General features: G+C 46.2%; 17 protein-coding genes and 1 tRNA gene. 13 read left to right on the top strand and 5 right to left on the bottom strand.

The features are described from left to right. Positions 1–8: 8 nt before the first annotated feature. Genes ACSU1N_RS00655 through ACSU1N_RS00665 form a run of 3 tightly spaced genes read right to left on the bottom strand, consistent with a single transcriptional unit; the run spans position 9 to position 2,111 of the window. Positions 9–1,217, bottom strand: coding sequence for a transketolase C-terminal domain-containing protein (locus ACSU1N_RS00655; protein ID WP_440060313.1), 1,209 nt, complete (start codon positions 1,215–1,217; stop codon positions 9–11). Positions 1,218–1,270: 53 nt separating this feature from the next. Next, entirely contained in the window at positions 1,271–1,549 is a 279-nt protein-coding gene (locus ACSU1N_RS00660; RefSeq protein ID WP_440059703.1) for a 4Fe-4S binding protein, read from the bottom strand. Between the two features lies 1 nt (position 1,550). Next, positions 1,551–2,111 carry a 2-oxoacid:acceptor oxidoreductase family protein gene (locus ACSU1N_RS00665; protein ID WP_440059704.1) on the bottom strand — a complete coding sequence of 187 codons (561 nt, stop codon included), beginning with the start codon at positions 2,109–2,111 and terminating at the stop codon, positions 1,551–1,553. A 204-nt stretch (positions 2,112–2,315) separates the two neighbouring features. Here ACSU1N_RS00665 and ACSU1N_RS00670 point away from each other — a divergent pair, with 204 nt between their 5' ends. The 4 genes from ACSU1N_RS00670 to ACSU1N_RS00685 are packed head-to-tail and all read left to right on the top strand — an operon-like array spanning position 2,316 to position 5,059. Continuing rightward, complete coding sequence (locus ACSU1N_RS00670) at positions 2,316–2,570, top strand: 4Fe-4S binding protein (protein ID WP_440059705.1); 255 nt, start codon at positions 2,316–2,318, stop codon at positions 2,568–2,570. A 1-nt stretch (position 2,571) separates the two neighbouring features. Beyond that, positions 2,572–3,696: a 2-oxoacid:acceptor oxidoreductase subunit alpha gene (locus ACSU1N_RS00675; RefSeq protein WP_440059706.1), complete on the top strand. Its 1,125-nt coding sequence runs from the start codon at positions 2,572–2,574 to the stop codon at positions 3,694–3,696. Beyond that, positions 3,687–4,523, top strand: coding sequence for a thiamine pyrophosphate-dependent enzyme (locus tag ACSU1N_RS00680; protein WP_440059707.1), 837 nt, complete (start codon positions 3,687–3,689; stop codon positions 4,521–4,523). The genes ACSU1N_RS00675 and ACSU1N_RS00680 overlap by 10 nt, the downstream gene beginning before the upstream one ends. After that, entirely contained in the window at positions 4,520–5,059 is a 540-nt protein-coding gene (locus tag ACSU1N_RS00685) for a 2-oxoacid:acceptor oxidoreductase family protein (RefSeq protein ID WP_440059708.1), read from the top strand. The genes ACSU1N_RS00680 and ACSU1N_RS00685 overlap by 4 nt, the downstream gene beginning before the upstream one ends. 138 nt (positions 5,060–5,197) lie before the next feature. Here ACSU1N_RS00685 and lysS read toward each other — a convergent pair whose 3' ends face one another. Then, the gene (gene lysS, locus ACSU1N_RS00690) at positions 5,198–6,652 is read right to left on the bottom strand and encodes a lysine--tRNA ligase (protein WP_440059709.1); all 1,455 of its coding nucleotides are present in this window, start codon (positions 6,650–6,652) and stop codon (positions 5,198–5,200) included. An 80-nt stretch (positions 6,653–6,732) separates the two neighbouring features. On the opposite strand from lysS, the gene ACSU1N_RS00695 reads away from it, so the two are divergent. Further along, positions 6,733–6,805 (top strand) — tRNA-Ala (locus ACSU1N_RS00695). Positions 6,806–6,855: 50 nt separating this feature from the next. Next, positions 6,856–7,590: a hypothetical protein gene (locus tag ACSU1N_RS00700; RefSeq protein ID WP_440059710.1), complete on the top strand. Its 735-nt coding sequence runs from the start codon at positions 6,856–6,858 to the stop codon at positions 7,588–7,590. A 1-nt stretch (position 7,591) separates the two neighbouring features. Here ACSU1N_RS00700 and ACSU1N_RS00705 read toward each other — a convergent pair whose 3' ends face one another. Continuing rightward, positions 7,592–9,268 carry a type II/IV secretion system ATPase subunit gene (locus ACSU1N_RS00705; RefSeq protein ID WP_440060314.1) on the bottom strand — a complete coding sequence of 559 codons (1,677 nt, stop codon included), beginning with the start codon at positions 9,266–9,268 and terminating at the stop codon, positions 7,592–7,594. Between the two features lie 84 nt (positions 9,269–9,352). Between ACSU1N_RS00705 and ACSU1N_RS00710 the strand changes: the two genes are divergently transcribed. From ACSU1N_RS00710 to ACSU1N_RS00740, 7 genes are all read left to right on the top strand, one after another. Continuing rightward, positions 9,353–11,119, top strand: a complete 1,767-nt coding sequence (locus ACSU1N_RS00710; RefSeq protein ID WP_440059711.1) for a type II secretion system F family protein — start codon at positions 9,353–9,355, stop codon at positions 11,117–11,119. A 1-nt stretch (position 11,120) separates the two neighbouring features. Next, positions 11,121–11,888, top strand: coding sequence for a hypothetical protein (locus ACSU1N_RS00715; protein WP_440059712.1), 768 nt, complete (start codon positions 11,121–11,123; stop codon positions 11,886–11,888). 487 nt (positions 11,889–12,375) lie between these two features. Beyond that, positions 12,376–13,122: a hypothetical protein gene (locus tag ACSU1N_RS00720; protein WP_440059713.1), complete on the top strand. Its 747-nt coding sequence runs from the start codon at positions 12,376–12,378 to the stop codon at positions 13,120–13,122. Beyond that, a complete protein-coding gene (locus tag ACSU1N_RS00725; protein ID WP_440059714.1) occupies positions 13,123–15,696 on the top strand; it encodes a DUF2341 domain-containing protein in 2,574 nt (857 codons plus the stop codon). It abuts the gene before it with no gap. After that, positions 15,693–16,817, top strand: a complete 1,125-nt coding sequence (locus ACSU1N_RS00730; protein ID WP_440059715.1) for a hypothetical protein — start codon at positions 15,693–15,695, stop codon at positions 16,815–16,817. The genes ACSU1N_RS00725 and ACSU1N_RS00730 overlap by 4 nt, the downstream gene beginning before the upstream one ends. Further along, positions 16,814–17,194, top strand: coding sequence for a hypothetical protein (locus tag ACSU1N_RS00735; RefSeq protein ID WP_440059716.1), 381 nt, complete (start codon positions 16,814–16,816; stop codon positions 17,192–17,194). The genes ACSU1N_RS00730 and ACSU1N_RS00735 overlap by 4 nt, the downstream gene beginning before the upstream one ends. Further along, positions 17,194–18,507, top strand: coding sequence for a hypothetical protein (locus ACSU1N_RS00740; RefSeq protein ID WP_440059717.1), 1,314 nt, complete (start codon positions 17,194–17,196; stop codon positions 18,505–18,507). Before ACSU1N_RS00735 ends, ACSU1N_RS00740 begins: the two co-directional genes overlap by 1 nt. The last annotated feature ends 13 nt before the right edge of the window (positions 18,508–18,520 follow it).

Consider the following 18,520-nt stretch of genomic DNA (forward strand, 5'->3'; position numbering starts at 1 on the left):
CAATCACCTCACTCTCTCACGCCTAGGTATCTCAGCCTAGGTTCTTTCAATCCTTTCTCTAGCTCTGAGGCGAGTTCTTTAATCATATCCTCTACTAGTGCAGGGACTAGGTCCCTGCCTCCTAAACCATAGATGTAGTTTACTAACATAGGTCGCTTCTCGTAATCGTATAACGCGGTATTTATCTCGAGGAATAACGGGCCGTAGCTACCCGGGCTAATCCCTTTATCCATAACCGCGACAAGCCTAGCGTTCTTAAGCTTCTCGGCGATATCGTTGAATGGGAAGGGCCTGAACATTCTTAGTTTAACCATCCCGACACTATACCCTTCTTTCCTCATCTTTTTCACAATACTCCTAACAGTACCCGCGCCACTACCCATTGCGACAATAATTATATCAGCGTCTTCGACACCAAATGTCTCCATTACTCCGTCACCGTATCTTCTCCCAGTTAGTTTAAACCATTCTTCGTTAACCTCTCTCACAACCTCCGGTACTGTTTTCATTGCTTCAACCTGCTGGACTTTATGTTCGAAATAATAGTCGTATAGGTCTAGGTTGCCGAAGCTCAACGGTCTAGCAGGGTTTAACATCAAGGGTACTTCCTCATCGAAGTAGGCTACTTTAACCTTACTAACCTTCCTATAACCTCCTAGGAATTCGTGGACAGCCTCGTCTGGAAGCATGTATATGTTTTCAAGGGTGTGACTTAGGAAGAACCCGTCAAGGTTGACAGCTACAGGCAGTAGCACTCTCTCGTCCTCGGCGATCCTGAAAGCCTGTATAGTGGTATCGTAGGCTTCTTGGACGTTCTCTACGAACAGCTGTATCCACCCGCTGTCCCTCATTAGGTATGCGTCACTATGGTCGTTGTGTATATTGATCGGCGCTGACAAAGCCCTGTTTACAACAGCCATCACGATAGGCAGCCTAAGGGCTGAAGCAATATAGAGTATTTCAACCATGAATGCTAGCCCTTGAGATGAAGTAGCTGTAAAAGCCCTAGCCCCCGCAGCAGCCGCACCTACACAAGCACTCATAGCCGAGTGCTCTGATTCCACCGGGATAAACTCCGTCTTCACCTCCCCATCGGCTACGAACTCCGAGAATTTCTCAACTATGATCGTCTGGGGCGTTATAGGGTATGCTGCGACAACGTCTACAAGGCTTTGTTTAACAGCGTATGCTACAGCCTCATCCCCGTTTACAGTCATCAGTACCTGTTTCTCTCTCGGTATCTTGGGTTTGAGAAGGGCCTCGGACAATCTCATCCCCCTTCATACTCGGGTACCATTGATATAGCTTTCACAGGGCATTCGTTAGCGCATATACCGCATCCTTTACAGTAATCGTAGTTTACGACCACCCTCTCACCATCCCATACGATAGCCATATCAGGGCAGAAAAGCCAGCACAGCATGCAGTTCGTACACTTCTTGTAATCGATAACCGGTTTCAGAGCCCTCCAGTCACCTGTCTTATAGTCTGTAGAAAGTCTGTAAGCAACGCCGGCTTTAGGAAGGCTCTTCCAGCCTAGTTGCGACAATTCACGCCACCTTAGTAGCTGAATCATAGGATTTCTTAATAAGCTCTATGTTCCTATCTGCTACGACCCCTCTAAATCTCTCTCTCACAGCCTTCTCCAAGCTACCCCACGATACTATTTGCGATGCTTTCATCAAACCCCCTAGCATAGCTGTATTCGTGATATTTGCCTTCAGGATTTCTAAAGCAAGCCTTGTAGCAGGTGTTATATAAATCGATATGTTGCCACGTATTTCCCCAAGCCTTTTGAACAAGGCTTCCTTACTCCCTTCGTAGTTTAAGACTAGTATGCCATTCTCCTTTATTCCACTTAATATATTCGGGGAGATCAAGCTGTCATCCAATACTATGACAATATCAGGGTTGTAGACCATGCTGTGGATCTCTATAGGTTCATCACTTATCCTTGTGAAAGCAAGCATTGGAGCCCCTGATCTCTCAGGGCCGAAAGCAGGGAAGCTCTGGGCGTATTTACCATCTAACGCAGCAGCCATTGCTAGGAGGTTGCTGGAAGTCCAGGCTCCCTGGCCTCCTCTACCATACCAGGTTACTTCAATAAGCATGGTTCAACTCCTCTCCAACAGGATATGAAGGCCTAGGTTAATATATCTTAGCCATACTTTATTTGTACTTGTATTGAGTCTCTACCGTATGATTTTGGCAAGATATGTATAGTAAGGATGCTTGTAACACAAAAATTAAACTCTAAACAAGCTAATGTCTTAAAAGTTAGGCTAGCATTCTAATTGTATGGAGAGTGAATCATTTTGCTTAAGACTGTGGTCTCAAACATCTCCTCGTTTAAAGGGGCGAAGTTTTCAGTCAATGTTATTGAAGATAGGTGTAAAGAATGCGGGTTATGCATTTATATCTGCCCTGTTAAAATCCTCGCTAAAGGAGAAAACATTAACGCATATGGCTACAGACCTCCCATGGTAACAAATATCGAGAAATGTATTGGATGCAAGCTATGCGAGTACATCTGCCCCGAGTTCGCGATCTATGTTGAGAAGGTGACTTAGCTTGAAGAGAGAGTTCCTATCAGGGAATAGGGCTATTGCTGAAGCCGCTATTATAGCTGGCCTAAGATTCTTCGCCGGCTACCCTATAACTCCTGCATCCGACCTCATGGAATACCTTGCTCTGAAACTACCCGAGAAAGGGGGTATAGTGATGCAGTTCGAGGATGAGATCGCTAGCATCAATGCCGCAATAGGAGCTTCTTGGGCCGGTGCGAAATCGATGACTGCTACAAGCGGGCCCGGGTTCTCCCTGATGGCTGAAGGCGTGGGCCTAGCTATCGCTACTGAGACGCCGCTAGTAATCGTCGATATTATGAGGGCGGGGCCTAGCACCGGGATACCTACTAAAGCAACACAGTCGGATGTCTACCAGGCCCGTTGGCTAGCCCACGGCGACTATACCCTGCCTGTCCTAGCCCCCTGGAGCGTCCAGGACTGCTTCGACTTAACGATTAAATCATTCAATATATCCGAGAAACTGAGGACTCCTGTGATACTACTATCGGATGCTATCATAGCCCACACCTGGGAGACTCTAGTGATTAGAGAGCCTGGCGAGATAGAGATAATTAACAGGAAGAAGCCGGTGGTTGCCCCAGAGGAATACAAACCCTACCAGCCAGGAGAGGACCTCGTCCCTCCAATGGCGTTATTCGGCGAAGGCTATAAAGTCATTGTTGAAAGCCTTGTACACGATGAGATGGGGTATTACAGGCAGGATTCGAAAACCTACAGGGAGATGGTTGCCAGGCTTAACGAGAAGATAAAGAGGAATATCAGCTATATTTACGAACACGAGACCCTGCAGACGGAAGACGCTGACGTGATAGTCGTATCCTATGGTTCGACAGCGAGAATGGTGTACCCGGTTGTTAAAAGACTTAGAGAGAAAGGTATTAAAATCGGGTTCCTCAGGCTGAAGACTCTATGGCCTCTCGATGAGAATAAGATACTAGATGTTATAGACAGGGCCGAGAAAATTATTGTAGTAGAAAACAATACGGGCAGGGTGTATTTTGATATTGCTAGGATAGCTGGGAGACAGCGTACCTACCTATCCCCCGTACTGACTGTTGAACCCGCTGGTTTCAACGAGGTAATGGAGGCGGTTAGAAGATGGCTGTAGGGAAGGAGGTTATACATCCCCTTGATAGTTACCTGAGGACGGATAGGCTACCACACATATGGTGTCCTGGCTGCGGTATAGGTATAGCTCTCGGGGCTCTTCTAAGAGCCATCGATAAAAGGATAAGGGAAGGAGTGCTAGATAGGAATAGGATAGTCTTCGTAACCGGTATCGGGTGCTCTGCCCGTGTCTCTTTCTACGTGGATTTTGACGCCGCCCATACACTCCACGGGAGGGCAATACCTTTCGCTACAGGGGTCAAGCTAGCTAATCCAAACCTTGAGGTAATCGTGGTCGGAGGAGACGGGGATTTAGCAGGTATAGGCGGAAACCACCTACTACATGCGGCTAAGAGGAACATGGATCTATTCGTAGTAATGATCACTAATTTCGTCTACGCTATGACCGGGGGCCAGCTAGCTCCTACCACACCGTTGAAAGTCTATACTACTACAACACCCTACGGGAATCCGGAACCGCCTCTCAACGTGATCAAGCTTATATCAAGCCTTAACGCGAACTACGTAGCTAGAGCTAGTGTTACAACACCTCATTACATCGAGTTGTTTGCTTATAAAGCACTAGGCATGAGAGGATTCAGGTTCCTGGAGGTTATAAGCACATGCCCTGAGGTATACGGTAGGCATATTGGTTTAAGAGACCCTGTGAACATGTTCGATGAATTGAGGAAGAGGGTTAAGTATAAGCCTAATCCTGTAATAGACGAATCCGATATAGACTGGGAGAAGGGTATTATAATCGGCGAATACATTGTGAGAAACAACCCCTCCTACCTAGAGCTTATAAGAGGTGCGACTAGGAGATGAGACGGGAGATCCTAATAGTAGGTAGAGGAGGACAAGGCATACTGCTCCTAGGCCGTATAATAGGCTATACAGCATCCAAGTATCTAAATTATTATACTTCTGGAAGCGAGCACTATACTTCCGAGACTAGAGGCGGGGAGAGCAGGGTTGAGCTAGCGATCGCTGAGAGAGAAGATGAAATATACGAGTTCACTTCTGTTACAGACCCATATATAATTATGGTCTTATACCCGTATAGGATCGAAGAATATTTGAAGACTGCGAAGAAGAATACTTTCGTCTTCGTAGATCGATCCTTCTACGCCAAGGAGATCACAGGCGATTTCAAACTATACCACTACGATTATACGAAAATAGCTGAAGAAAAAACTGGGTCGAGCAGGGTAGCTAATATACTCATGCTAGGACATGTTATCAAAGCTACTAGTATACTACCCTACGATGCTGTTAGAAAAACGTTAACCGAGCTCTTGGATAAAAGATATCATGAGATAAATTTGAAAGCCCTAGAGATAGGATACAATCTCCCAGCATAATAACGTGAACGAGTAATACAAGAGGATGGCTCTTAGTCTGATATTGCCTACTTATTCTCGGGCTTCCAATACTTCTATGAAATTATGATTAGAAACCGGTAGCTAAGATGAATTCTAGCTAGATGCTACTTCCGGGTTTTATTTCATCATCGGGAATGGTATGACTTCTTTTATAGATGATACACCTGCTAATATCATGCTTAACCTATCTATTCCTATACCTAATCCTCCTGTAGGAGGCATACCGTACTCGAGTGCTTCGACAAAGTCCCAATCGTATGGGTGGGCTTCTTCGTCGCCAAGCCTCCTTCTTTCTTCTTCAGCCTTGAAATACTCTGCTTGTAGCACTGGATCGTTTAGCTCTGTGTAAGCATTAGCGATCTCCATTCCAGCTATGAATAGTTCAAACCTCTCGGCAAGGTCGGGGTTATATCTATGCGGCTTAGCAAGGGGGGAGGATGAGCGAGGGTAGTCGGTTATGAATACTGGTTGTATAAGGTATTGCCTGCCCACGATCTTATCAAATAATTTCACGATAGCCCTACCCCTATCATATCCACCAGCTAGTTGTATACTATGTTTCGCTAGCAACTCCTTTAATTCCGTATCGCTAAGCCTCTCTACATCGATCCCTGCGAACTCTCTGAACGCGTCGTACATAGTAATCCTCTTGAAGGGGGGTGATAGATCTATCTTCTGCCTCTCGCCGCCTACAGGTACTTCAACAACCCTAGTGCCGAGTATTTTAGTAGCGAGGTGCGCTATGAGCTCTTCTGTTAACTCCATGATATCGTTATAATCTGCGTAAGCCTGGTAGGCCTCCATCATCGTAAACTCCGGGTTGTGCTGAGCGTCTATATCTTCGTTCCTGAACACTTTACCAATCTCAAAAACTTTATTGAAACCGCCTATGATAAACCTCTTAAGGTATAGTTCTAGACTTATCCTCAGATACCATTCAGTGTCGAGAGCCCATACATGGGTTTTGAAAGGCCTGGCTTCCGCACCGCCATATATAGGCTGTAGAACCGGGGTCTCGACTTCGATAAAGCCTTTACTCCACATGAACTTCCTGGTTTCTTCAACCGTCCTGAATTTGATCTCAAGTATACGCCTCACATCAGGGGTCATCATCATATCCAGGTATCTCTTCCTATACCTTACCTCGTAATCCAGGAGCCTATGCCCGTATTTGACAGGTGGTGCTCTAAGGCTTTTAGCCAGGAGCTGGAATCCGTTGACATCGATTGTAAGCTCTCCTCTCTTAGTTCTAAACAATACTCCTTTAACATTCACGAAATCTCCGAGGTCAACGTATTTGTTAAAGAATTCGAATATGTCTTTTGCCTTGCTTCTGTCTATCGAAGCCTGTATTCTTAAACCGTCGTCGATAATGTCTATGAATATAAGACCGCCGTGCCTCCTGATAGCCGCGAGCCTGCCGGCAACAGCTACCTCTGATCCCTCGGTAGGGTTTTCTAGAATAGATTTAATACTCATAGGCTTAAACAACGGCTTGTGCGGGTACGGGTTTATATTCTTGGATATGAGCTCCCTCCTAATAGCCTTCCTGTGCTCTACCTCACTGCTCAAAGCCCACACCTTTAGAATCGAGCTTCTCTAATAGGGTCAAAGTATTAAAAATCCGACTAGAATAAAATTAGTCTGGTAAAGGGCCGGTAGCTCAGCTGGAAGAGCGCCGCCCTCGCACGGCGGAGGTCCCGGGTTCAAATCCCGGCCGGTCCACTTATATATTTATACTATCGATAACATAACATGCTTACAGAGTGGTATTATTGAAGGAGGCTGATCTAAGCGAGATTTACAAGCTGCTAGCGAATCTGAAGATCGACTATAACAGGCTGGATATGCTCAAGGATATTAGTACAGAAGCAGGCCTATATATAAGGAGTAAACTCCTCAGAACTATCGAACTAAGCTTCAACGACGTAGTGAATATAACTAGTTTATCAATGGGCAGGAATATTATTGTGACAGCAACTCTCGAGGACTACAAATTCGCTGTATATATTGAGAAAGACACCCTGGTATCTTCCCTAATGTATAATCTGAAAGATCCTTCTAAAAGGGAGAGCGGTTTAAAACCCTTGGCTTATCTAGCAGCACTAGCTAGGGACAGGCCTGTTAAAGCATTTGTCTACGAGGTCTTGCAGCATATCGAAGAAGAGAAAACAAGCCCGTTGCCACCTCCAGCTAGAGGCGTTGAGGAGGCGAGAGAGTTGCCGAGAGAGTCTCTTACGCATATCCAGGCAGAGAAAATTAATAAATTTAGCAGAGCCCTCGAGAGGATTGTAAGCGATTATGCTAATGTATCTAAGTGTAGAGTAGAATCATTCACAGTATCGATTTCTAAAGGAGTCTTGTATGTCCGGGTCGTAGTTAGGAAAAAAGGTTTGCTGGGTAAATGCGATGATGCTAGGCTGAAAGCGTTTATTGAGAGAGATATAGACTTATTGATCGCAGAATACGAGATAAACATGCCTGTTAAAATAATTGTTTCACAAGTTTAAATTATCCCTTACCCCTGGATACTTCGATAGTCTTCTCGACGTCGACGCCTGCTACCGGGGCGGCAGCAGGTTTTTCAATACCTATCTCTTCTAGCTCGCCGAGAGCTCTCTTATAGACTGCTTCCGGGTCACGGTAATAGCTGAAGATGATACCGGCAACATCCCAAGCGTCTAAGATGCCTTTCATTCTCATCCAGTTAAGGATCGTGGCTTTCCTCTCTATCTCGCCTAGGATATCTTCGAAATCCAAGCCTCTCTTCTCAGCAATATCCCTCAGGTGGATGCTCTTTGAGAAGTCTGTGACGAAAGTATCGGTCTTAGGATCCCATTTGGATACAGTAATATATTTATCGGCGTCTTCAACCTCCTGGACTATTGTAACCCTCCTCCTAATAGAGACCTCGCCTTTAGCTACCCGGGTGTAGACTCTCTGGATATGTAGGAATATGTTCATCAGCTTCATGTATGTTGGAGGGATATTCATAGGAGGGCTTGTAAGCCTTTTGATCGCGTAGTCAAGCGTCTCGGCGTGGATAGTAGATAAGCCTCCATGGCCTGTAGCCATACTCTGGAATAGTACAAATGCTTCCTCACCCCTCACCTCCCCAACTATAATATAATCCGGCCTATACCTGAGGCTTAGTTTCACTAGGTCGTACAACCTCACGCTCGTCCCAGCAGACTGTCCGACGGCAAACGTCTCCCTGCTTGTGAGCTGTGTCCAGTTTACATGGGGTAGGTTTAACTCTGGGGTATCCTCTATTGTAACTATCTTCTTACCCGGCTTTATGAACAACGATATAGCGTTTAATAGAGAAGTCTTGCCTGCCCCTGTTCCTCCTGCTATCATAGCTGTTTTACCGTGCTCTATAAGAGTCCAGATGTACGCTGCTGTAACAGAATCTATTACCTTCCCTTCGATTAATTCGACAATGCTGAATGGTTTCTCCCTAAACTTCCTTATCGTGAAAGTAGGTCCTTTAACGCTCACCTCCCTCGCAAAAGTGGCTGCAAGCCTGTGTTTCTCGGGTAGCATAGCGTCGACTATAGGGTATGCTACGCTTATGTGTTTTCCAGCCATATGGGCTAGTTTCATTACAAATTCGTTCAAATAGTCCTCGCTAGAGAAGATGATATTAGTTGGTATACTCTCGTACTTCTTATGCCAGACGAATACAGGTGTGTTAACCCCGTTGCACGAGATGTCTTCTATATTAGGATCCTTCATCAACGGGTCGATAGGGCCGTAGCCTAGAAGGTTTCTCTCGAGGTAGTAGACTAGTTTTATCCTCCTAGCGCCTACCAAGCCGAGTTTTTCCTTATACTTCTCGACTATACGCTGAATCTCGTTGTAGACGTATTCGCGCAGGTCTTTAACAATGCCCGGTGTTTGGGGAGGCCTGATTTCATCTATTACTATTTGTATTAGTTTGTCCAATACCTGCTTATCCTCTTCGGTCAGACCGAATTCTTCAACATAGTATACGATACCCTCCCCGCTCTCTGCTATAGTTACCTTGACGAAAGGCTTGTATACGTAGTAGGAGTCGAGGATTCTCGAACCGGGTTCACGAGCGACTAGTTTAACAGGCTCCTCAGTTCTCACCACAGCTTTAATTAGCTCAGCTATCTCGCTCTGCTTCCCAGCTAGCTTGAAGCCGGGTAGCTTAAATCTCAGCTTAGGCAATAAAACCCACTCACTAACAAATATTTACTTTCCAGAGTAATTTAATAAATATATGGCTAAAACCCGTGGTCAATAATGGGCTTCTACGACAAGGTCTATAAGTGGTTTGAACCCCTCGGTCTCAGAATACTCGATCTATACCCATTTCTAAACGATTCGATTAGGAAATCCAACCTTTTCATACACCCTCCTGTATACGCGTCGATCATAGCTTTCGCAGTAGTGTCCTCGATAGGCTTATCGACTGGTTTGTTAATAGTCTCGATTATAATGAGGAATGTCCTACTCGCTGTGATATCAATCATTATCCCAGCTATATCGCTGCTAATCTTGATAGCTTACCCGAGCATCAGGGCTTCAAATATATCCTCGGCGATCAATACAGAGTTCCCGTATACAATGAGCTATCTAAGCGTCTTGGTGCAAAGCGGGATAAGCCCCTATGTTGCTTTCGAACGGGTTGCTAAAAGCGGTAGAATACTCCCGCATAGCGCCGCTCTCTCCGAGAGGTTCTCGCTCCTAGTCAGGGTGCTCGGGAAGGATCCTTTAACAGCCTTCGGAATGCTAGGGGAGAGATCTCCGAGCCCTATAGTGAGAGATGTTTTATCCGGCTACGTTACTACGGTTAGAGCTGGGGGTGATGTAGTAGACTACCTGAATAAGACTGCTAGAACGCTTTTCAACGACATGCTTGTAAGGATTAAGATAACGGCTGATAGACTAGGGGGACTGCTAGAGTCTTATCTAGCCGTAGTACTATTGACTATGCTTACGATGACGGTAATGTACTTTGTAACACAGAGCTTTGCGGGAGTAGTACCCTTCGGGTTATCCGGCGGAAGCATGTTCCTGTTACTATACATCCTAATGCCGCTACTATCTTTCGCAGTGATATACTTCGCCGACCTCCTCCAGTTCAAAGAGCCCTGGATGGATTGGAGGCCCTATATTATAGCAGCCGGCGTCACCCTACCTGTCACAGCCCTACTCTTATTCTTCGGATGGGTGCTCTATACGAGTATCCCGCCATACCACTCGTTGAAATACAACCCTGTACTAAGTGGGATGTACTGGATACTCGTCTGGCCGGCTACAACATTTAAACTACCCAGCTACACGTATAGCAGTATAGCTCTAGGCATGGCGCTGGTCTACTCGACGATCCCAGCAGTCCTATACTACGAGAAGGTCTCTAGGGAGTATAGGATCGTCAACGGCATAACCCGTTTCATAAGAGACCTAGTGGAAGTTAGGAAGACGGGTCTCTCGCCGGAGAGGAGCATACTAGAGTTGAGCAGGAGGAAGTACGGCGTATTCACAGACTACCTGAGGAAGATGGCTCTAGAGCTAGAGCTCGGGATACCGCTGAGTAAGATAATAGACGAGTTCATGAAGAAGATCAAAGTGTGGAGGGCTAAGATACTACTATACATGCTGACAGACTCTATCGAAGTCGGGGGTGCGACTATCGAAGTACTGGAAGCACTAGCAGGTTTCGCCGAGAGTGTTGAAGCCATCGAGGTAGAGAAGAAACGTAGCCTGAGGACGCTGATGATAGTCCCGTATATGGGGGCTATATTAACGGCTATGACTGTCATCCTTATGGTAGCATACATGGGTCAGCTGCCCGTGAGCGTAGGGGCTTTCGAAGCAGCAGCCAATCAGGTTCTCCCTAGTATCGTATTAAATACTTATATAATGGGTCTTGTAGCAGGCAAGGTGGCAAACGAGTCTACGGCATCAGGGTTTAAACACGCCCTAGTACTGACAATCACTACAATAGCGACCTTCCTCCTAGTGCCTGTGATTGGCGGCGGCCTAATGTCTGCTGCCGGTGCCTAAAATGAGGGGTGTTAGCGAGGTAATTTCAGCGGTTATCATAGCCTCGGCAATACTAGCGATCAGCTTGTCCGGATATCTGTTCGTAACTTATTATAATGAGCTAAGCAGGGCTTCGATCGAATACGGGTATATAAAATCGGTTTTCAAGAGCATTACTCAAACAAGCTTAGGACAAGTATTCAGGCTGGAGTACAGGTATCCTTACAACTATCTATCACTAGGCTACTCAGTAAGTAGGACTAATATAACTATATCGGTCTCTCTAGAAGGGGGCGGTGTGAGAAACCTCACTATTAGCAACCTAGTGCGTCTCACAGCAGGCGTTAGGAAGCCTATTGTAAACACTCCGAGCATTATCTACGGAGATAATACCTCGCTGATACAGCCTACTAAAACCCCGTTCCTAATATACGAGTACTATAGCAATGGCTGGTCGAGGATAGTAGTAGATCCTTCTATAATAGGGTATGAGATAGTCAATATCACGTCCCCGCAGGGGACACGCGTAGAAGTATACTTCACACTAGTAAACTTCACAGGGTTAAACAATCCCACGGGCCCTCCTGAAATCTACGGCCAGGGATACCTAGTGCTAAGCCACGACCCTAGCAGAGATATCGCGTACGTTTTTACAGGGGTCAGCGGCGTTAAAATATTATATAATAACAGTGAGATAGCCATCCCAAAGCAAGTAGCAGACATTTTCTCTTCGAGAGCCTCTATCACGCTCGTAGTAAGGATTATAAACATAGGAGTTCTAATCGGCTAGGCCCTGCGACATTTACATAATTAGATTCCACGGTCTTGGATTGAAAAATACTGCTCCAGTAAAAAGCAGGTGCCCCAGGATTTCTATAATTTGCTTCCTCCTAGAATTCAGAACCTGTCTCTAACACGGTTATTCCCACATGTGCTCGTCCGATTTGCTACCATGCTCTATTAGCTCCGTAAACTAGCAGGGGCTATGGCCGGCGTAAATACTGCTATTACCCGTATAGCGAGAACTAGTAATTGTCTTAGGGATTTAACACCGTTTTTACTCTTTGAGGTATTTAACTACATCGTTCCAAACGAGATAACGAGTTATTTTTACGAGCAGCATGTTATTTGCTAAACTATTATGTACCAGTTCTATACTTAAATAACTAGACGCGATTAAAGATATGGATTTCCACGCAAAGAAAAACTTAAAACTTATAGAGCCCCTAACTGAATTAAGTTATATGGGTACATGGTTTAGAGGGAGCGTTCCCGGTTTGAAAGGAGCTTCGGATGTTTTAAGTACGATTCTAATGGTGGGTGTTTTTCTCACACTTCTATCTATAACCCTGGCCTACGCTTACTACACATCTTTCGCTAATACTTTTAGAACCGAGTATTTGTATTATAGGCAGGTAATGCTCAATATGGCTTCAAACCTCTACTATGTCTTGAACGGCGGGGGCTATACGGTAACCTATCCTAAGACTACTATGAGCATGGGCTATAGGCTTGCCGGCTATATAAGGTTCTACGTTAATTCAAGCACCACCCCTGTAGCCGAGATACCTTGCTATACTATAACATCCGCCTCCTTCTCCATACCCTCCCAAGGAGCGAGGTATATATACGGGGGTTTATCGCCTGTTGTGAACGATACGAGGCTTCTGTCGAGCGTTAGAGAATTCTACGAGAACAATTCTGCTAGGATAGAACTCGATACTTGCAGAGTCTACGCTAGCGTGCAGGCAACATATGATAGACTAGGGTCTTTCTACTATTTCAATATTCTCGCAGTATCCCTGAACCCAGTCCACAAGCCCGGGGGAGGTTATGCGGAGCTCTACCCATCCAGTATAAACCAGTACTGGTTCTACAACGTCTACAATCTTACAATAGTGGTGAAGAGCCCTGGCTCTCCCAGCATATTCGTCCTGGGGCCGCGGGATATCAGCAACTATTATACAGGAGGCCCTGTAACACTCTCTCTCACAGTTGTAAACGTAAGCGTGGTGTTGACCTAGATGCCCGTCCCAACACTAACACACATCATAGGCTTTTCAGCGTTGATAGCTGTATTCATCGCAGTATCCCTCTACGCGTTCTCGACAATCGATTACATGAATAAGAGGAATATGGAAGCCGTCCTCTCAGCTATATCTAGCAGTCTAGCAGGGTCGCTTAGAAACATCCTTATAAGCGGTAGCAACATGACCCTCCTCCCCTTAAACTACCCTGTCGAAGCCTTCTACCAGTCGGGCTATAATATCTACATAGGAAATGGCAGCGTACTATCCCAGCTATTCCCCCGTTTGAGGGAAAGCCCCGGGTTCGACCCTGGCGGTATCTACGTTATTGCTTCAACACCCGATAAGTCGGTTTGGGGTTATAGCCTAATAGTTAGATCAGCCGACTTACGCGGAACCCGGGCTTACGTGGCCTGGGGTAGCTGGATCTATAATACTACCAGGGTAGGGTTCGACCCTAGCTCAGGATATGTTGAATCCGGTGTCCCATGGCTATGCAGGCAGTCCTTGTTCATACTCGAGAAGTCCGGGTTAAACCTATCCAACTACCTTGTAAAGATAGTATTCAACCCCTCGAACACTACGTGCAGGTACGGCGGATTAAACTTTACACCCACCCCCGGGGACATCAGGTTCACTGACAGCGATGGGAAGACCCCTCTAGGATACTGGATCGAGTACTGGAATACTACTAACGCCGTAGTATGGGTTAGCTTGCCGTCTATCCCCGCGTTTTCAAACAAGACTATATTCATGTACTGGGGTAGTCCGACAGCATCCTCTAGGAGCGATCCGTCTATATTCCCGTTTTTCTACAATTTCTCAATAGTAGGGTCGCAGAGCGATCTAGCACCAACCTGGGGCATCCTCCCAGTTAACGCTACATCATGGAGTATAGGGCCCTGCAACCTTAGCGGGGTGCTCGGTGTCTGTGTCAACGCGACCTTCCCGAGCGGGGTAATCCCAACGCTCTTAACACTGTTCGCGAACAACCCACCGAACACGAGCCCCGTAGGGCAGGGCCTAGTGGTTGAGAGCTGGGGTGCTCCGCTAACCCTCAACGACCAGGATTGGAGGCTTGCTTTATACAATATAACCGGGGGCCTCCAATGGTTTGGAATACAGTACATACCACCCGTCATAGACCCCTTCCTCAATATCTCGAACTACACCGTGATATGGGGTAACTGGAGCGTGGTTTCAACAGGATCCGAGAGCCTCCTGAACGCTTACAACTACAGTTTTGTCAACAAATACTATGCTGCTGCGATCGTTAGGTGGAATCCTCCTTCAAATGCACCGCGAGGACAGGAAGAATATCAGATCTTGTTTAAAGTTCTAGTATACCCTGACCAGGCGTTGAGAGGTCTTATCATAGCCCAGAACACCGACTTATTCAAAAACATGTTTATAGCAGTCAACTCGTCTGGAGACAGAATCGAGCTCTGGGCGGGTGACGCAACCAACCCTAGTAGCTGGACAAGGCTCGATTCGAGTAGTATAGATATCGAAGAACCAACATGGTTCTTCATATATGTCGATATATTGGGCCCAGGTGTATCAAACCATTTGACTGCTAGAGTATACTATGCTGGCACCGGGGAGACAGTATTGTCCTATTCTAAGCAGAGTGGTCTAATACCATCCGACCCCAACTACGTTGGTGCTTTCGCTATCTCGCCTAGTAATATATCTGTGAACTCCCTGTTCGACGACCTTATTTCAGCCAGGTATGATAGAAATACTCAAACAGTTAACTTGACAGCGATTACTTTCAAAGGCCTTCCAGCGAACTGGAGTATAGAACTCTACGACGGAGGCTTGTTCATAGGGAATGCTACAGTAGACTCTACCGGAACCGCTTTAATAGATGTCTCAACACACCCGATTCTCGGCGTCAACAACCCTGTATATATAATTGTATACAATGAGAACGGAAACATTGTAGCATCCCTATCGCTCAACCAGATTATATCGGGTGGGACAATACTCGTATTCCTACCACAGCTCACACAACCCGGGCAACAGCTTGGCGCCGCGATCCACGCTTCGGGGGTGCCGGCTTCGGGGAATAAACCGGTCTACACGATCGTCTTCAGGAATAGTACGGTAAGCGGCTGGGTTAACACAAATGTGTCTGCGATTATCAACCAGCCCGTAATAGCTGGGCTAGCGTATTTCAACAACAGCTTCTACTACATGATATACAATTATACGGGATACTATAATTCAAGCGCTCCGAGCTACCTCTACCTTAATTCCACCTATTACGGTTATATGGATACAACCCTAATCGTTATCGGGGTCGCAAACGGATATTCTACTGGCAAAACCGTTCAGACAGCCGGGTTCTACTATTGGGTTAGAGCAAGGCCCTTCGTCTACCCCGAACCAGCTATCAGCTTCGGGCCGGTTGAAAGCGCCTCTCTCCCACAGACCCCAGTAGTAAACTGGAGTATCCAACCATACATAGTGTTTGGCAGCAAGCTCCTAGTTGATGCAGGGCTTGTCATAACTCCGTATGGGGACTACGTTCTAATAGTCGTGAATAGAGGTGTTAGGAGCAGTTGAAGGAGATAGTAGAGTATATTATAGCGTTCGCGATCATAGTATCCATAATCCCCTTCTACAATATGCTCGTCTATGTCTACTACAAGCCGACGGTTAGACAGGCGCAGGCGAGTATATTAGACGTCTACGCTAGCGCGGTTGCAAGCGTTCTACAAAGCTATTTCGATGCGGGTAATCTAACGCCTGAACTACCCGAGATATACAATAGTATGCTTAGTAGTATCGCTTCTATCGTAGGGCCGACGATATTCAATACGTATGGGTTTAACGCTACTATTTACTCGGGGATAGTAGATATTAGCGTGAGCGGGTCTAGCGTAAGCGTGAGCACGCTATACAATGGCACGCTAATCCTACTCCCGATCTACCAGGATAAGACTTGGGGGGTTGTCGCGAAGAATACCCCTGACTCTTACAATCCCCCGTACTACATTTATAGGATCACGTTGAATAACCCGCCTACAGCTATAGTAGCAGTCCTGGAATCGGGAGCGGCCAGGTTTATCAACTACTGGCTCCAGGACACATATAGGACAGGCTATCTTATCTCTACACAGGGCAGTATCAATATAGTGGTAAACAGGAGCGTCCTATCATCTATACAGCCGTTCAACCACCCTAATTTCTCAACAGTCTACAATACAACCCTCTTTTACTACGCCGGGCTTTCCTTCGGAAACTATAATTCCAGCTACTACGAGCCCTTGATATGGGTTGTATTCAGAGGATATATTGATACTGTGACTATCAACAGGTCGAGTATCGGGTACTTCTCAGCCCAGGCTGGGGCTTGGAACTCTACCTATAGTATTCTCAGGGTCTTCCTAGGAGAGTCACATATAACCGTTAACCTGACCTGCCAGTGGACTGGTGGCTCGTATAGCTGTGGAAACCCTGTCTATGTTGCAAGCTGGGCTACGACGAGAAGTATTACACTACCTATTTCAAACCTCGTACTAGTAGAACTCTACGATAGCAACTCTCTCATCCCTATACCAGTCTACCGTGGCCCCTTGAGTATAGGGGAGAAACCGCCTAGAACGGGGTTCTACGAAACCTCCTTCTACATTAGGCTAGGCTCTTTCGACTATATCGTAGACCTGAAGGTGTGGCAGAAATGAAGGGGCAGGTACAGATTATTGCGGCAGCGGCAGCACTAGGCTTGACTATTGCGATCGTTTCAATACTCTACGTAGGAATCCTATCGGGAGTAGCTTCATTCAGGGTGCTGGAGGTAGGGTCTAGCGTCTATAGCGTTATAAGGTCTAAGCCTTTATGGTCTGCTTGCGAGCTAGCGGACGCTATAAGGAATACTACTGGGTCATCCTATGTCATGGTCAATATAACGGTCTACAATATAGTGTCAGGACAGTTAGTAGGAGGAGACTACTGCGAGGTCAAAGCAACTGGTGCGACAGGGTACTATAGGATCTACGTCTATGCTAGAGAAGACAGGAGCGGGCTCCTGTACCTATACTCTATAAAGGTGTCGGCTTGATGAAGGCTGAGATGCCTATTGTAATAGCCCTAGCCCTCGTCCTAAGCCTTGTAATAGCGACTATCTACTACTCTACCTCAACCCTAAACTATATCTCTACCCCGTCAAGCGAGCTCCAGGAGGCTTGGAGAAGCATAGAGGACAGCATCGACACACTGTTGCTATCAACGCTCGCAAGCTCTAGTAATCAATCGGGCAATCTCTTCGCAACAGCTTTCTGGGGAAGGTATCAGGAGTATATGACTATACCGCCTCCTAAATATCCTTTCATCGTGCGCAAGGCGTCTCCTCTGGGATGGAAATATGACCCTGAGGAATACGATATATGCCCTAGGACTATGACCTGGACTATTGTCTACAACTACGACGACTACAAGTGTTTCGGGTTGTGCCAGTATAATTATTCATCAACCGGTTTCAGCCAGAGCTATACGAGCTATGTTAACGCTCTAAATTCGTCTGCTCAAACAGTATCAAACTACCTTGGCAACACCTTGTATGATTCGATATCAAACTGGGCTAGTATAATGAGGTCGCAGGGCTATACCATATACCCTGCCGGCGTAGAAGCATACTATGGTATAAGCATATGGAGCGACCCTAGCACAGGTGCCTCGTATACTATTGTCAAACTGAGGTTAAATGCTACGGTAGACGTTTACAACCCCTATCTCGGTTACAAGAGGATTACGCGCTGGGTCGAAATAGGCTATAACGCTACGTTCTCCCAGGGCTACTGGAAATACGACGGTATATACTTACAGGTGAATATTACTGCTTACACGGTTTTCAATAACGTTAGGTCGAGTTATATAATAGACCCTAGAACAGCTACTCTAACAGTATATAGCGGCAGCCTCTTCCTTTTGAATTTCACTGTTACGAATAAAGGGAATATAACGATGAAACCGGTAGCATACTACTATTACGGGAATGGAACGACAACCCTAGTTTTTAAAATACCTATCCAGGACAGATACCAGTGGCCTTGGCTACAAGAGGTTGTAGCCTGGTCTAACCTGGTTCTCAGCTCGGCTACATGCGACGACTCCTACCCTCCACCCTATAGTCTATCCAACCCAGACCCGGGTAACAAAGACCTAGACGCTTTACGAAGGAGTGTAACCGTAGCTTTCCTCTGGGCTACCCTGCTGAACGTCGAGATATACGGTTTCAACCTGACTGGCGGGCTTAAAATAGTGTTCAAATACTACGCTAACACAAACCCGCCTATTGGAGACTGGGTCGACAGCATCCCGTTCGATTTATTCGGCGACGAGAGAGCGAGCTTCCCGCCTGGCACCGTGGTTTAAATAAGGGGTTGCC

The organism is Thermogladius sp. 4427co (genome assembly GCF_051933805.1).
In the GTDB taxonomy this organism is placed as follows: domain Archaea; phylum Thermoproteota; class Thermoprotei_A; order Sulfolobales; family Desulfurococcaceae; genus Thermogladius.